Source organism: Hyphomicrobium sp. 2TAF46 (genome assembly GCF_052114865.1).
Lineage (GTDB): Bacteria > Pseudomonadota > Alphaproteobacteria > Rhizobiales > Hyphomicrobiaceae > Hyphomicrobium_B.
On record NZ_JBFRFO010000001.1, the window covers coordinates 273,267 to 288,410 of the forward strand.

General features: G+C 57.4%; 12 protein-coding genes. 9 read left to right on the forward strand and 3 right to left on the reverse strand.

The window, feature by feature from the left end; translation table 11 throughout:
• Positions 1 to 394: 394 nt before the first annotated feature.
• From AB4Z24_RS01235 to AB4Z24_RS01255, 5 genes are all read left to right on the forward strand, one after another.
• Positions 395 to 1,237, forward strand: a complete 843-nt coding sequence (locus AB4Z24_RS01235) for a LysR substrate-binding domain-containing protein (protein ID WP_441705274.1) — start codon at positions 395 to 397, stop codon at positions 1,235 to 1,237.
• A gap of 139 nt (positions 1,238 to 1,376) precedes the next feature.
• Positions 1,377 to 2,123, forward strand: a complete 747-nt coding sequence (locus tag AB4Z24_RS01240; protein WP_441705276.1) for a peroxiredoxin-like family protein — start codon at positions 1,377 to 1,379, stop codon at positions 2,121 to 2,123.
• Between the two features lie 153 nt (positions 2,124 to 2,276).
• Positions 2,277 to 3,092 (forward strand): TonB C-terminal domain-containing protein, encoded by an 816-nt coding sequence (locus AB4Z24_RS01245; RefSeq protein WP_441705278.1) that lies wholly within the window; start codon positions 2,277 to 2,279, stop codon positions 3,090 to 3,092.
• 34 nt (positions 3,093 to 3,126) lie between these two features.
• Positions 3,127 to 3,870 (forward strand): MotA/TolQ/ExbB proton channel family protein, encoded by a 744-nt coding sequence (locus tag AB4Z24_RS01250; RefSeq protein ID WP_441705280.1) that lies wholly within the window; start codon positions 3,127 to 3,129, stop codon positions 3,868 to 3,870.
• The gene (locus AB4Z24_RS01255; RefSeq protein ID WP_441705281.1) at positions 3,851 to 4,495 is read left to right on the forward strand and encodes an ExbD/TolR family protein; all 645 of its coding nucleotides are present in this window, start codon (positions 3,851 to 3,853) and stop codon (positions 4,493 to 4,495) included. Before AB4Z24_RS01250 ends, AB4Z24_RS01255 begins: the two co-directional genes overlap by 20 nt.
• 320 nt (positions 4,496 to 4,815) lie before the next feature.
• Here AB4Z24_RS01255 and AB4Z24_RS01260 read toward each other — a convergent pair whose 3' ends face one another.
• Entirely contained in the window at positions 4,816 to 6,279 is a 1,464-nt protein-coding gene (locus tag AB4Z24_RS01260) for an alkaline phosphatase family protein (RefSeq protein ID WP_441705283.1), read from the reverse strand.
• A 723-nt stretch (positions 6,280 to 7,002) separates the two neighbouring features.
• A complete protein-coding gene (locus AB4Z24_RS01265) occupies positions 7,003 to 7,257 on the reverse strand; it encodes a DUF1344 domain-containing protein (RefSeq protein WP_441705285.1) in 255 nt (84 codons plus the stop codon).
• A gap of 342 nt (positions 7,258 to 7,599) precedes the next feature.
• On the opposite strand from AB4Z24_RS01265, the gene AB4Z24_RS01270 reads away from it, so the two are divergent.
• The 4 genes from AB4Z24_RS01270 (at position 7,600) to AB4Z24_RS01285 (ending at position 11,873) form a co-directional block, all read left to right on the forward strand.
• Positions 7,600 to 8,292 carry a response regulator gene (locus AB4Z24_RS01270; RefSeq protein ID WP_441706039.1) on the forward strand — a complete coding sequence of 231 codons (693 nt, stop codon included), beginning with the start codon at positions 7,600 to 7,602 and terminating at the stop codon, positions 8,290 to 8,292.
• Positions 8,289 to 9,377: an ATP-binding protein gene (locus AB4Z24_RS01275; RefSeq protein WP_441705287.1), complete on the forward strand. Its 1,089-nt coding sequence runs from the start codon at positions 8,289 to 8,291 to the stop codon at positions 9,375 to 9,377. The genes AB4Z24_RS01270 and AB4Z24_RS01275 overlap by 4 nt, the downstream gene beginning before the upstream one ends.
• Positions 9,378 to 9,439: 62 nt before the next feature.
• A complete protein-coding gene (locus AB4Z24_RS01280; RefSeq protein ID WP_441705289.1) occupies positions 9,440 to 10,516 on the forward strand; it encodes an ATP-binding protein in 1,077 nt (358 codons plus the stop codon).
• A 355-nt stretch (positions 10,517 to 10,871) separates the two neighbouring features.
• On the forward strand, positions 10,872 to 11,873 hold the full coding sequence (locus AB4Z24_RS01285) for a DUF535 family protein (protein ID WP_441705291.1): 1,002 nt from the start codon (positions 10,872 to 10,874) through the stop codon (positions 11,871 to 11,873).
• Between the two features lie 116 nt (positions 11,874 to 11,989).
• Here the strand turns inward: AB4Z24_RS01285 and AB4Z24_RS01290 are convergent, their stop codons facing one another.
• On the reverse strand, positions 11,990 to 15,142 hold the full coding sequence (locus AB4Z24_RS01290) for a multidrug efflux RND transporter permease subunit (protein ID WP_441705293.1): 3,153 nt from the start codon (positions 15,140 to 15,142) through the stop codon (positions 11,990 to 11,992).
• Between the last annotated feature and the right edge of the window lie 2 nt (positions 15,143 to 15,144).

The window sequence follows — 15,144 nt, forward strand, 5'->3', positions numbered from 1 at the left end:
ACGGATCACGCACATTGGTCGCGGGGGAAGGGGTAGACACAGCGAATCTCATATCGAACGAAGAAATACATATTTGACCCTCCGCTGACCGTGCCCTTAGCTGCACTTGAGAAAAATGGGCAAATAGCAAGTTGCGTCAGAGAGTTCGCGCACCTGCGGATCTGGGCTTTCGGTGTCTTCCGCCCCACTTGGCCCATTGCTGGAAATGGCGAGGCGTTCCTCGCCGCCATGTCGAGGCCGCACAGCGCCGTCACCGCGACGAGCTTGATCACATGCGAGGAAGTCATTTCGCATTCGCTCGCCACATTTGGACCTTTGAGGATTTTGGATGGCCGGAGTTTCCGCACTTCAACGACCTGCCCTGACACGGCCGCCTCGCCTGATGGCGACGAACATGCCGATCGATTTGCTGCGCTCTTTTATTGCGATCGTCGAAGCGGGCTCTCTGGCGCAAGCTACCGAAACCATCCTGCTGACGCAGTCAGCGCTCAGCCTTCAGATGAAGCGGCTGGAAGATGTGCTGCAACAGAAGCTGTTCCGCCGTGACGGGCGCAAGCTTTCGCTCACTCCCGCCGGCGAGGAGTTAGTCGGACACGCGCGCCAGCTCCTGGCGCTGAACGACCGCATCGTATCGGCACTGGGCCAGGATTTCGATCCGGAGCCGATCACGCTCGGCCTAGTGCAGGACTTTGCCGACACGATCCTTGCGGATGTCCTGAGCCGCTTCCATTTCGGGCATCCCCGCGCGCGCATCGTCATCCGTGTCGGTGGATCGGTCGAGTTGCTCGACATGTTCGATCGGTCCCGCCTCGACCTCGTCCTCTGTCTCGGCCAGCATGGCGATCGTATTGGATCGAGCCTGAAAACGGTTGGCCATGACCGGATGGTCTGGCTCGGCCAACCCGACAGCGCCGATTTAGAAGAGCTTCCGCTCGTGCTCCTGGAATCGCCGTGCCGTTTTCGCGACACGGCACTGCATACGCTCGGCGAAAACAAGCGCGCCTATCGGATTGTTTTGGAAACGCCCAATCTGCCCGCCCTGGGCGCCGGAGTGCGCGGCGGCCTCGGCGTGAGCTGCCGGACGCGGCGGTTCGCGACCTCTGAAGGCTTGCCGCTGCTACCGGCGGGCGTACTGCCGCCGCTGCCGGAAGTCGAAACAGTGCTCGTGCGCCGCAACGGACTTTCCGATACCGCACATGATCTGGCCGAGTTGCTCGAGCAGGCCGCCGGCGATTGATGAGTTTTCACAAGATTTCCATTGAGACTAATTCCTTGGTCTCTCTGTCATGACTGAAGGCATACTGCCCGCCGACGTCGAATAAGCGGGTTACACGGAAAATTTCCGGTAACCGATATTTTCTCGCAGGACGGGCGGTATGTCATCTGATCAGAATCGGACTATTCCCTTTTCTCTCAACGCGCGTTTCCAGGAGCTCGACTCCGAGCGCCGGCGGACATGGACCGCCGACGCTTTGGCCGTCTACGATAATCAGCGTGCAGAGCTTGTGCGCGAGCATAGCAAGCACCCATTCGTCAGCACGGGCGACATCCTCCCCGACGTGACACTGGTCCGCACGGACGGAACGCCGCTCTCTCTCGATGCTGTCGCGACTGCCGGCCCGGCCGTCTTGATTTTCTTCCGCTTCGCGGGATGCCCAGCGTGCAACATCGCACTTCCTTATTATCGTGACACGCTATGGCCCGCCCTCTCGGCGGCGCGGGTTCCGCTCATCGGTATTTCCCCGCAGCCGATCACGCTGCTGCACGAGATCGTGAAGCGGCATCAGATTCCTTTCGCGATCGCCTCCGACGAGAACCTTGGTCTCTCGCGCGCCTTGGGGCTGACCTATGTCTTCAATGACGCATCCCGTAAGTCGTCTGAGGCGAACGGCGGCACGAGCCAGGCGCTGAACGGAACATCATCTTGGGAATTGCCCAAACCGGCCGTCATCATCATCGACCAGCACCGCGTCGTCCGTTTCGCCGATGTCTCGCCGGACTGGATCGCCAGAACCGAGACGCCGGCGATCCTCGATGCACTCCGTCTGTCGGGGAAGAAGGCAAGCCAGATAGCTTATTCTGAGCCGGTCTTTCATTCGTTGAAATTGGAAGAATCCAACTGATGCGCGATCGCGCATGGACATTTTCCAATAGCGATGAAGGCCGAGGAAACATGCTGAGACGGATAGGGCATGAAATTTCGATGACCAACAGTCGTCATAGAACGCCGATGGCAAGATTGCCGTCCACCCAAACAACTTGGTGGGGGCAGATCAATGCCTAGAGCTTCGCAAGCCTATTCTATTCCTGCGCCGCCACTGCAGGAGCATGACACAACATTCTTCGCCGACACCCTTGTTCGAATGTCTTCGAGCAAGCCGCCCTATTTGTTTATTTCGGCGGGTATGGGGGCATACTTTGTCGTGCTGGCCGTGCTCCTGACCGTCGATTTCAGCCCCACGCCGATGACCCTTGAGGCGCCAGTCGAGATGGCGTTCGAGCAGAGCGAGGAGCCCGAGCAAGCACCGCAACCTGAGACCCCGCCGGAGCCGCAACCTCAGCCCGTTCCGGAGCAACACCCTGAACCGCCGCCTCCGCCGATAGCCGAGAAGCCTCCTGAGCCGGCACCCGAACCGCCGCCGCCCGTCCCTGAAGAAGCAGCGGAAGCTTTGCCGGTGCAGCCGCCGCCGCCTGCGCCAGAGAAGCCTCCTGAACCGAAGCCAGAACCGGTGAAAGAGAAGCCTGCGCCAAAACGGCCAGCTGAAAAGCCGAAAGGAAAGCCCGGCGCGACACGCACCGCGGGAGCCGTTCCGAGCGACTATGCCAACAAGGTCTTTCAGCGGATCAATCGAATCGCGTCCAACACCTTTCCACGTGGTGCTCTGACGCAAAAATCGGTGCGGGTCGGGTATGTCATCGTCATCGGCGCGTCAGGCCAACTCATTTCGAAGTCAATTTCGCCGTCGGGCGTTGCCGCCGTTGACCGTGCCGTCGCGCAAGCGCTCGCCCAATCGGCTCCCTTTCCGCCGCCGCCCAATCTCGGAGCAAGCTCCTATCGGATTGCCGGCGGCATCGTCTACCGCGTCCGGTGATCTCTTGAACACCAACATTTAGCTGAGAGGAACAATGTCTGATCCTGCCCTTTCGAGTCCGGGTACCGGTGTCCCGGTTCACATTGCCACGCCGGTGGAGCTCTTCAATCAAGCGGACATTGTCGTAAAAGTCGTGATGGGGCTGCTGATCCTTGCGTCTGCATGGAGTTGGGGTGTCATTGTTGCGAAGTCCCTACGGCTCACTCTTGTCGACAGAAGAGCCAACCGCCTTCTCAAGAGCCTAAGGCATGGCGTCTCGACATCCGAACTCTCGGAAGCCTTCCTCAAAGTGAAGGCCACCGATCCGCTTCGCTTCGTCTATCAGGCGATGGTCGATGAAAACACGCGCTCCGCAGACTTGCGGCACGGGGCGGGTCAGCAGGAGAGCCTGCTCGAGCGCGTGCACAGGATCGCACAGCTTTCCTCAACGAGCGCGCTAGATAATTTGCGAGCCGGTCTGCAGTCGTTGGCGAGCATTGGTTCGGTCGCGCCGTTCGTCGGGCTTTTCGGCACCGTCTGGGGCATCATGAACAGCTTCCAGGGCATTGCCGCAACGAACAACACAAGCTTAGCTGTCGTGGCGCCTGGCATCGCGGAAGCACTTTTCGCGACGGCCCTCGGTCTCGTCGCGGCCATTCCGGCGGTGCTCTTCTACAATAACATCAGCGGCCGGATCAGCCGCTACGGCAAGCGTCTGACGAACCTCGTCGGCATCTACGAAGTCGAACTATCGCGGCAACTTTCGAAAGGTGAAGTCCATGGCCGTCGCGCTGCGTAAGCATGACGAAGATTTCGACGACCCGCCGATGAGTGACATCAACGTGACGCCGCTGGTCGACGTCATGCTGGTTCTTCTTATCGTCTTCATGGTCGCCGCCCCTTTGATGACGAGCGGCATCCCCGTCGATCTGCCCAAGACGCAGGCGAAACCGCTCAACGATCAAAAGCCGCCCATAGCGGTCTCGCTCGATGCCGGAGGCAAGTACTTCGTCGGCTCGACTGAAGTTCAGCCGGATCAATTGCTTGCTGTCCTGTTGAACCAAGCGGAGAACGGGCTCGATCAGCGCATCCACGTCCGTGCTGACAAGGATCTTCCATATCGAGCCATTCTCGAGGTGATGGGCAAGATCACCTCCGCAGGGTTCACCAAGGTGGCGCTCGTATCAAATCCACCGCCAGGCGCACAGCTTCCTTTGCCAGCGCCAGCGGCTGCTCAACCCCCAGGACCCGTCACGACGGCGCCTTCGGCTCCGACAGCGCCGGTTGAAACGGCACAACCTGCCTCGCCAACACCGGCTCCCCCGACGCCAGCGATAGCTGCACCGGCCGTCGCGCCTGCGCAAGCACCGCAGAGCGTAGCCCCTGCAGTTGCACCGCCGGCTAGTTCCGGGGCGCCGGAATAATCATCTGTGACCGAACGCGCGATCTAACACTTCGGTGGAGCGATCGTGACATCCTGAGCGATAACTTTGTCGAGCAGGGCGACATGGGGCGACTCGCGCAGGAAGCAGGAACAGGAAAGCGATAGAGCGGAGCATCGCTCTATCGCTCTCGGCGGCGGCTGTTGTCGCGTTGCCCGGAAATAACCGCACGAGCAGCGCGCTCATCGCAAGCAACAGCGGGGCGGAGGTAGCGCCGATTGCGCAGGCCGGCGACGACTGCAATCGACCGATCATTAGATATCAAGCGCATGACATTCCCCCCAAAGTCTACCGCCGTTGTTTTATGGATTTTCTTGCAAGAGGTTCCGCATAGCTGTGGCTTTCCCGTCTACCGAACCGACGACAGGGTCTAATCCAAAGCGCTCTTCAATCGTTTTCAAAATCGAGCCAAAATCGTACTGGGTGTGATCAACAAACCCCCGCTTAACCATCGGACCGACAGCAATCAGAGGAATGCGCGTGCCGGGCCCAAAATCATCACGTTTGGGCGGTGCGACGTGATCCCAATAGCCTCCATGCTCATCAGCTGTAATTAGAACGAGCGTGTCGTTCCATTGCGGACCGCTCATCAGGAGGTTGATCAGCTCCTCGAGATGATGGTCGCCCTCGCTGAGATTGGCGTAGTCTGGATGAAGATTGTTGCGCCCGATCGGCTTGTAGAATGCGACCGGAGGCAAACGGCCTCCTTTGATATCTGCTACGAGGTCGTCATAATCCTGCAGATGCTCTTTTTGCGCGTCGCTGCCAAGTTTGAATCTGGCGAAATACATGAATGGCTGGTGGTGGAATTGGAAAAGAGGGTCGGGATGTCCAGCCAATGCATCGTTGAAGCCTCCGGCGTACCATTTCCATTTGATGGGTTCAGGCTTTTTGGCATCTAGGCGGTCGCCGATATGCATCGGCGCTGTCATGGGCGGAAGGAAAGGAGGCTTTGCATCCACTGCATGAAACTGCTGCGAATAGATCGTGTTGATTAGATACCCGTCTTCTCTCATCACTTCGCTCTGCAGAAGACTCTTACGATCATCCGCTGACGCATCTCCCCACTGAAGCGCGCAGGAGCAGATCAAAAACATATGATTGAGAAACGAGCCGCCGAAGGCCGAATGGAACATGTTGTCCGCGAGTGTGTATTGGCTGGCTAAGCGCCATAAGTAAGAGTCGGAGATGTCAAAGTAGCCCATCGCCAGGCCTCCGGCAGTCGACACGCCGGCGAAGCGGTTCATCTTACCGCCGTTGATCTGCTTTTTCTCCTGGTAATACCGGTGAACCAGATCGCCTGTGTAGCCGTCCAGAGAAACGTACGGATCGATTAGGAAGGGCGCGTTTGCCTGCGTCGGAGGAAAGCGGCTATCGACAACAGATTTGCCGTCAGGCGCGCGCTGTCGCGTGTCGAGCACTGGAGGAAGCGTTGGAAAAGCCTTGCCATTCTCGTCGACTTGGATCGCCGCTTCGCCTGCGTTGAAGATGCCGTTAGCACCGGGAAACAATCCAAAAAGATTGTCGAACGAATGGTTCTCCTCAAAGACGATGAGGATGTGGCCGACCTTTTGTAGCGGATCGTTTTGTTCCGCAAGGGCAGGGGTTGCAATGCCCAACAATGCGAAGACGAATACAAGAAACCGAACGGCTCTCACGGAAAAACTCCCAGCCAATGAAAATTTTTTGGCGATACATTCGGCGGCATTGACGACAGCCCCGTGACACGTAGTGAACCACCGATAAAAAAAGACCTCAGTGAACATACGATACCATCGGCGTAAGGAATGGGGCGGCGCACCATAAAAGCGCCGTTCCTCACAGAGGCCATGGATGCGGCCAGCGCGGACTTCAGCGTGGAATACGGAGGTCCCTCGCAGTTCAGTCGCGACTATGCCCGCGTCTTCGGTATGCCTACGCCTCCGACCCGACACGCCAGCCGGTTACGCAACCAGGTCGAAATCCAGCCCGGTATGCAGGAACGAGAGGTCGCCGCGTACTAGCTGTTCTCGCGCATACTCGGCTTTCGGCCGATCGCTTCTCCTGGCGTGAAGGTCATGCTCTTGGCTGTTCATCCGATCTGCTCTCCACGCGGCCGATGGCCATCATGGAAAATGTCTCGCGAGTTCGTAGTGTCCTCTACTCGCACAAACAGGTGCGCATGATTGCGATCATACTCCCCGCACATTTGCGTTTGTTTGCACTCTGACACCAGCCTGAGATCGCCTTTCCTGCTATCCGTTGACTGAGCATGCTGGCATGCGTTTGCGGCCTCGTCACCGTTCCCTTCGCCTATTGCGTGCCTGCGTCATTTGTTGCCAAAGTCAAGGCGACGCGAGAACGCCGCCTTGATCGTAACGACGAGGACCTGGAAACTTTGTTACCCGAGCGTCTCTTTCAGGAGTCAAAACGCACGACCGTCTTGAGAGAGAGAGGAGTGACGCTCGGCGGGAAAGCATCTTCTATTTCGCGCGAGCCGATTTACCTCGTTATTTCACAATCTCAACCTTGGAGGCTATTTGATCTTTTCCGGAGACGTCATAGGTGACCTTCACTCTGTCTCCGACTTTCAGGGGACCCAGATCAAAGCTCTGCCCAATTTGGTAAACTTTGCCATCAGACAATGTGATCGTATGCTTGGCCGTATCGATCCCTTTAACCTTAGATGTGACATCTACAGCTTGGACGGTCATCGGGGCTGCCATCAAGGTGACGACAGACGTAATCAAGATGAGTTTGCGCATTGGTCTACTCCACTGTTGATGGAGACAGACATCGCACCCTTCTGACCATGCCATGTCGACGGACAGTGTAGATTCCGAGGAGGTCAGCAGCTCCCCACCGTCTGATCTTCGTCGCAATCCCCGGTGCGTTGATTGGCGCCCTTTGGCGCTGGACAAAACCCGAGCTTCTGGCTGCCCGTGGATGTAAACAATCATCCGGACCTAATCTTCATTCTCAACCAAAACTCGATAATGCCTCCACAAAACATGGACGAATCTCTGCCACCCAAAATTACGATTAAACAAAGGCTCACTGGCACGGCCGATGCGCTTGGCGGGCAAATTGACGGATCTCATGCTTGCATGAATGCATTGATACTGATCGTCGAAGATGAAGCCGAAATTGCCGAGATTCTCGACGCCTATTTTACGCGCGAAGGATTTCGAACCGTTCGTGCTGGCGATGGTCAAACGGCCCTCGATCTCCATCTCCGACTGAAACCCGACCTAGTCATTCTCGATGTTAAGCTGCCCAAACTGGATGGCTACGAAGTGCTTGCCGCGATCCGCCGCCGCGACGATACCCCTGTTCTGATGGCGACAGCACTTGCTGAGGACATCGACAAGCTGCAAGCTCTTCGAATTGGTGCCGATGACTACGTAGTCAAACCGTTCAATCCACTCGAGGTCGTTGCTCGCACCAGAGCCATTCTTCGGCGCACCAGGGCTCACGTTGGGGCCACCGTCATTCGCGCCGGGAAAATTGAGATCGATTTAACGGCGCATGCTGCAATCGTCATCTCCGAAGATGGCGTGCGCCGAAAACTGGATCTTACACTGACGGAGTTTCGTCTGCTCGCACACATGTCTCGGGCGTCCAACCGAGCTTTCACCCGCGCCGAGCTTGTTGACGCGTGTTTGCCAGAGGGAGAAGCGATGGAGCGCACGGTCGATAGCCATATTAGCAATGTTCGGCGCAAACTTGAGTCTGCGACTGCTACCGGATACTTAGAAGGCGTACGTGGCGTCGGCTATCGATTGGTGCCCCTCGCATGAGACAACCTCGGGGTCTGAGCAGCCAGATCACTGTCTGGATGGTCTCGGTCTCGGCAATATCGCTCGTCATACTGGTTGTGGGTTGGACAGCGACCTACGCGATTGTTTCCAAGATTGCACCGAAACTCATACAGTTCGATCCCAATGAGTCCTGGTGGCAATTCAGTTTGACGGATTGGATTGCATTTGCCGGGTCCGGATGCCTCGGCTTCTTGATCGCAATGTTTGCCAGTATTGCGCTCGCACGCCGGATAGTACTGCCCGTGAGCGCGGTTGCAAGTGCGGCGCGACAGGTCGCTCAGGGCAACCTGTCGGCGCGGGCGTCCTGCTCGGCGCCGGGCTTCGGCGAGACGGCCGGGCTGATTGGCGATTTTAACCGAATGGCGACCCAGCTTGCCGCCTATGAGACAGAGATGAGGACCTGGAATTCGGCCATTGCGCACGAACTCCGCACTCCTCTGACGATCCTGCGCGGAAGACTTCAAGGCCTATACGACGACGTCTTCGAGATCGACAAGGGGATGGTCCTAAACCTTATCCAACACGTGGACGGTCTCACCCGCATTGTCGAAGATCTCCGGACACTTAGCCTTGCGGAGGCCGGTCGCCTGGAGTTGCTGCTCGGAACGGTTGACTTGGCGAGCGAAGCAAAAGCCGTCCTTGCCATGGTAGGCCCTGACCTTGCTGCCGCTGGCGTTTCCACTGAAGTTGATTTGCGCGGTGTGGTCGTCCTGGCTGACAGCGCGAGGATTCGCCAAGCTTTGCTCGCCCTTCTCGACAACGTCGTACGATACGCTTCCGATGGACGTTGGGTGCGCGTTGAAACCAGAGCCAGCGCGACGGAAGGCCTAATCAGGGTCATTGATCGAGGGCCCGGTTTACCGGCCGACTTTAGCACACGAGCGTTTGACGCTTTTACTCGTGCGGACGAATCGCGTTCTCGCGCGGGTGGTGGAACGGGTCTGGGCTTGGCCGTCGTTCAGGCTATTGCTCGCTCCCACGGCGGTACCGCGCGATCGTTGACTGCAATCGACCGGGGCGCCGTATTCGAGATCGCAATCCCACGTCAGCAATTACTCATGTAGGTGGCCGCTTCGGGCAGGTACTTTGCCGGTGTGGGCTGCGTCGGATATCGGTTGAAGCTACCATGAGATCAGCAACAAGACTCAACCGTCAACTCGCCGTCTGGATGGCAGCGGTCACTGGAGTAGCTCTCGCAGTGATGATCGCAGGTATGGTTCTCTTTTACTCGCTCGTTGAGAAGATAGATCCAATGTTTTGGAATAAGGATTGGACCTCGTACTGGCCGCAGCCGCTCGAGTGGGCGGCCTTTTGTGTGTTTTGGCTATTGGGCGTAGCCGGCGCGATTGCAGCCGCGGTGAGCTTCACGCGTGGTCTGATCCGGCCTCTCGAAGCTGTTGGTGCGGCCGCGCGGCACATTGCGCGCGGGGATCTGACGGCCCGTGCTGCTCCCGAGGGTGCAATGTTCGACGAAACACGTCAACTCGTTGACAATTTCAATCGAATGGCGACCCAGCTTGCTGCATATGAGTCGGAGATGAGGACCTGGAACTCGGCGATTGCGCACGAGCTTCGCACACCACTGACGATACTCCGTGGACGGCTTCAAGGCCTGTATGACGATGTCTTTGCGCCTGACAAGACGATGGTCCTGAACCTCATCCAACACGTCGATGGCCTCACCCGTATTGTCGAAGATCTTCGGACCCTCAGCCTCGCGGAGGCGGGCCGCCTCGAATTGCTGCTCGGAACTGTTAACTTGGCGAGCGAAGCTCAAGCCGTCCTTGCGATGGTAGGGCCAGATCTTACAGCCGCTGGCATTTCCACCGAGGTTGATTTGCCTGACGTTGTCGTTCGGGCTGACTGCGCGAGGATTCGCCAAGCTTTACTCGCTCTTATCGATAACGTTGTACGATATGCCTCGGATGGACATTGGATGCGCGTTGAAACCAGAGCCAGCGGGAGCGAAGGCGTGATCAGGGTCAGTGATCGCGGTCCGGGTTTGCCAGCCGGCTTTGGCGTCCGAGCGTTTGATGCTTTTACTCGCGCGGACGAATCTCGCTCTCGCGCAGGTGGCGGAACAGGTCTCGGCTTAGCCGTCGTTCAGGCTATTGCTCGCTCTCACGGCGGCACCGCGCGATCGTTGCCTGCAATCGACCGCGGCGCCGTATTCGAGATCGCAATCCCACGTCAACTGCACTAACCGCCCCAGGCAACGTTCCTGTGATTTGCCGTATTTTACGTTCGGAAGGTCGGCTTGCGCCGATAGTGGTCCGCTTGCGGAACTATCCGCCTCCCCTTCCCTCCGCACTCCCGTAGACAAGGCGTTCAGCGCCTGTCCATCCGGCCAAGGCCAATCGACTGCGGTTCGTACCGCTCCCACTCCAATAGCCTCCACCAAGCCTCAACACACTCTGCACGGACCGTGGCCGAGAAGATGCGAACAGGCCATCGTCGGGAGCGGCGTCTTTGTAAGAAGCATGGGATGCGGCTCACGACCGGAATGCGTCGGACTCCCGGGTGGGAACTCAGACGTGGCGTGTGGTGAGGGACATCAAATGAAAGTTGGCATTCTTAAAAAGGAGAGACATGAGGCGGCCAACCTGAGGCAACGACAAGGGGCAACTCTGTTCAGCGTAAGAAAGATTGTCTATGTCGCCACAATAGATTTCATTCTGAGCAAAGGAATTGTAAGGGCGTTCGATAAATCCGCGAAAATACTTCTTACCCTGAGGCGGTTGCCGAAGATCGTCTGTGTATTGACTGATCCCAATACCATTGCCTTAACGAGGCACTACCCTGAATTGATTTATAAATGGCAGGGTAGGTATCTTGCGAAAAGCTTCCGAAGCAAACAGCGCAGCCAAATATTGAAGTTCCACTACGAATACATAGCAAATCGGGTCAATGCCAGATTTTACAAACGTTTGCTCGATGGCAAACTTCTTTTGTGGCAGAGGACGGTCACTGGAGAGTTCGTCGCAATTTCCCTCTGCATTCCGGAACATGGCCGTGAAGGCGATCTTTCTTTAATCTTGGAAAAAGACTCAACGCCGATTTACGAGCTTTCCTTCACGCTTCTTCCTGGCACCCTCGTCGGCATAGCGGCTGCTGAAACGATGTTCGTCGCTCGTATTCAAGGGAGAAAAGGCCAATTTGACATGATCAAAGCCGCCACAAAAATCTCCCGCGATATTTCACCGCCCTATTTGCTTATGGCTGCGGCAGAAGGACTTGCGAGTGCTCTCGATGTTAAGTTCGTCGCCGGAGTAGGAACTAAAGATCAGCTATGCAAAGGTCGGACATTTAATTACGATTCATTTTGGGCAACGTTTTTAGCCGCCAAGACGAGGGCCAATTTTTATGTGATTTCGATCCCGATCTCTGGCAGGCCGCTTGAGGAGTGCAATCCTACTCATCGCCGCAGGACGCAGCGCAAGCGAGAATTCAAGGCAGGGCTTACGGAAGACGTGCGTATGACTTTCATTCAGGAATATCGGAAAAGTGCACCCGGCGGTGCTCCTCTTGAGGGTGCGGCGATGGTCAATCCGTTGAGGTGATGGGCCGGAAGGTGGAGACTACGGCAGCCGGAGAATTTTTTTTGCCGCCGTCCTCCCGTTAATCCAGCGCTTTTTGGAGCGCTGATATGCGATAGATAGGCCCTTTTTTATCGCCGTCATTCGAGCGATGTCCGGTTCGATATAAGGACGAGTTTGCCCTCGACCGCTGGTAACGCGACCTTTTGGTGTCGCGGACCGAACGTTCTCATCACAGCTACGTAGAAGACCGGCACAAATAGCGTCGCGAGGACTGTAGCCGACACCATTCCACCGAAGACACCCGTTCCGATCGCATTCTGCGTCTCAGCGCTGGCGCCGCGGGCGAGCATCAGCGGAACCACGCCAAGCGCAAAAGCGAGCGAAGTCATGAGAATCGGCCGCAACCGCAGACGCGCCGCATCGACGACTGCTTCGAGAAAGCCATACCCCTCAATGACCCGGCTCTTGGCAAACTCCACGATGAGGATCGCATTCTTCGCAGATAGACCGATAATGGTGATCAGGCCGACCTTGAAAAACACATCGTTCTCGAGTCCGCGCAAATGCACCGCGGCAACGGCTCCGATCAGCCCCAGCGGTACGACAAGCATTACCGAGACCGGAATAGCCCAACTCTCATAGAGGGCGGCGAGGACCAGAAAGACAACGAGCATAGACAGGAATAGAAGAATGGGCGCTTGAGAGCCGGATTGTTTTTCCTGGAACGATTGACCGGTCCACTCAACGGTGAAGCCGGTTGGTAATTGGGATGCCATCCGTTCCATCTCGGCCATAGCATCACCGCTGGACACGCCCGGCGCGGCGCTGCCGGAGATACGTGCGGCCGGGAAACCGTTATAGCGCACCATTTGCAACGGGCTGTTTTCCCAGACGGGCGTGACTATCTCTGACAACGCGACCATGCCGCCAGCATTGTTACGTACATAGAGCTTTAGCACGTCGTCGACCTGCATGCGGTTCGGCGCATCGGCTTGGACGATCACCTGCTGAAGGCGCCCGGCATTCGGAAAATCATTGACGTAGGTGGACCCTATGGCCGCCGTCAGCGTGTCATTGATCATACTGAAGGGCACTCCGAGGGTTTCAGCCTTTTGCCGATCAATTCTCAATTTCACGCTCGGACCACTCGGCAGACCTTCGGGATAGACGTTAGTAACGAGGCTGCTTTGCGCGGCAAGCTGCAGCAATTGTCCCTGCGCTGCCATCAGCGCGGTATGGCCGAGATTGGCGCGGTCTTCGAGGCGCATGGAAAAGCCCGCCGTCGTCCCGAGCGCATCAATCGCCGGTGGCTTTAGACTCATGATGGTGCCTTCCGGTGCGGTCGCCATCGCGGCCGTGGCGGCAGCAATCGCATCGTCAACTGTCGTGCGGCGCTCGCTCCAATCCTTGAGACTTGTGAAGGCCATCGCCGCATTGGGGCCGGAACCAGAGAAGCCGAAGCCGAGGATCGCGGTATTGCCTGCAACGTCCGTACGAGAGGCAACGTGCGTGTCAAACTGCTTGACTATGCTGAGTGTACGTTCGGCCGTCGCATCTGCGGGCAGCGCGAACGTCGTCATGAAATAACCCTGGTCCTCGGCAGGCACGAAGGATGAAGGCAAGCTCAGATAGCCATAAGCGAGCGCGCCGACGATGGCTGCGTAGATCGCCATCATACGGCCGGTCCGTTTCACGAGCGCCGATACCCAGTTGGCGTACCCTGCCGTCATACGATCGAAGGTGCGGTTGAACCAACCGAAAAAGCCAATTGTCTTTTGATGCTCAGCGTTGATTGGCTTAAGCAGCGTGGCGCAAAGCGCTGGCGTCAGCGTCAGGGCGAGGAACGCGGAAAAAAGGATGGATACGGCCATAGACAGAGTGAACTGGCGGTAGATGGCGCCGACGGACCCGCTTGCGAGCCCCATCGGAATGAATACCGCCGATAGCACCAGAGTAATTCCGATAACGGCGCCGGTGATTTCCTTCATCGCCTTCTGCGTCGCCGCCTTGGGCGACAGCTTCTCGCTCGCCATGATGCGTTCGACGTTCTCGATCACGACGATTGCGTCATCGACGATGATTCCAATCGCGAGAACCATGCCGAACATCGTTAAAACATTGATGGAGAAGCCGGCCGCCCACATCACCGCAAAAGTACCAAGTAGCGCAATAGGAGCGACAATAGCGGGGATCAATGTGTAGCGGAGCTTCTGCAGAAAAAGAAGCATCACGAGGAAGACTAGCACCATCGCCTCGAGCAGTGTCTTGACAACCTTCTCGATTGAGATCTTGACGAAGGGGGCCGTGTCGAAGGAGACGCTATATTCCATCCCCTGCGGCATAGCTGCCGAGAGTTCCGCAAGTCGCGCGCGGACAGCATCGGCGGTACGAACTGCATTAGCGCCGGGGGCTAGCTGAATGGCTGCGGCTGTCGCCGGCTTGCCATTCTCACGTGTGGCAAAACCGAAACTCTGTGCCGCGACCTCTACGCGAGCGACGTCGCCCAACACCAGTTTGGAGCCGTCCGGATCAGATCGTAGCACGATCGCTGCAAAATCTTCCGCCGTCTGTAATTGACCCTGCACCGTAAGTGGAATGCTGACCTTCTGGCCGGGCACAGTCGGCTCCGCCCCGACGCGCCCCGGTGCAATCTGCGCGTTCTGAGATAGGATAGCCCCTGTGACCTGCGCCAACGACAGTGAATAGGAGACAAGCTTGGCAGGGTCGACCCAGACACGCATTGCCTTTTCCGAACCAAAGCCCTGGACCCGGCCAACGCCATCGACGCGCTGCAGCTCCTCGACAATATTCCGGGTCATGTAATCGCCGAGTGCCAGTTCGTCATATTGGGCATCGCTCGAAGTCAGCGAAACAATCATCAAAAACGATGACGAGGCGGATTCGACAGTGACCCCGGCGCGGCGCACAGCCTCAGGCAAGCGTGCCTCGACCGCTTTCAGACGATTCTGAACGTCGACCTGCGCCATCTCGGCTTGCGTGCCAGGCTTGAAAGTTGCCGTGATGCTCGCGCTACCTGAGGTGTCGGCCGTCGACTCGAAATAAAGGAGGTTCTTGACTCCGGAGAGCTCCCTTTCGATCAGACTGACAACGCTATCATTGATTGTCTGCGGCGTGGCCCCCGTATAGGTCGCGCTGATGCTGACGCTCGGCGGGGCAATATCGGGATAGCGTGAGACCGGAAGCTGCGGAATGGCCGCGGCGCCGGCAAGCGCAATGAAAATGGCAATTACCCAGGCGAAGACCGGGCGGTTGATGAAGAACTGAGCCACGA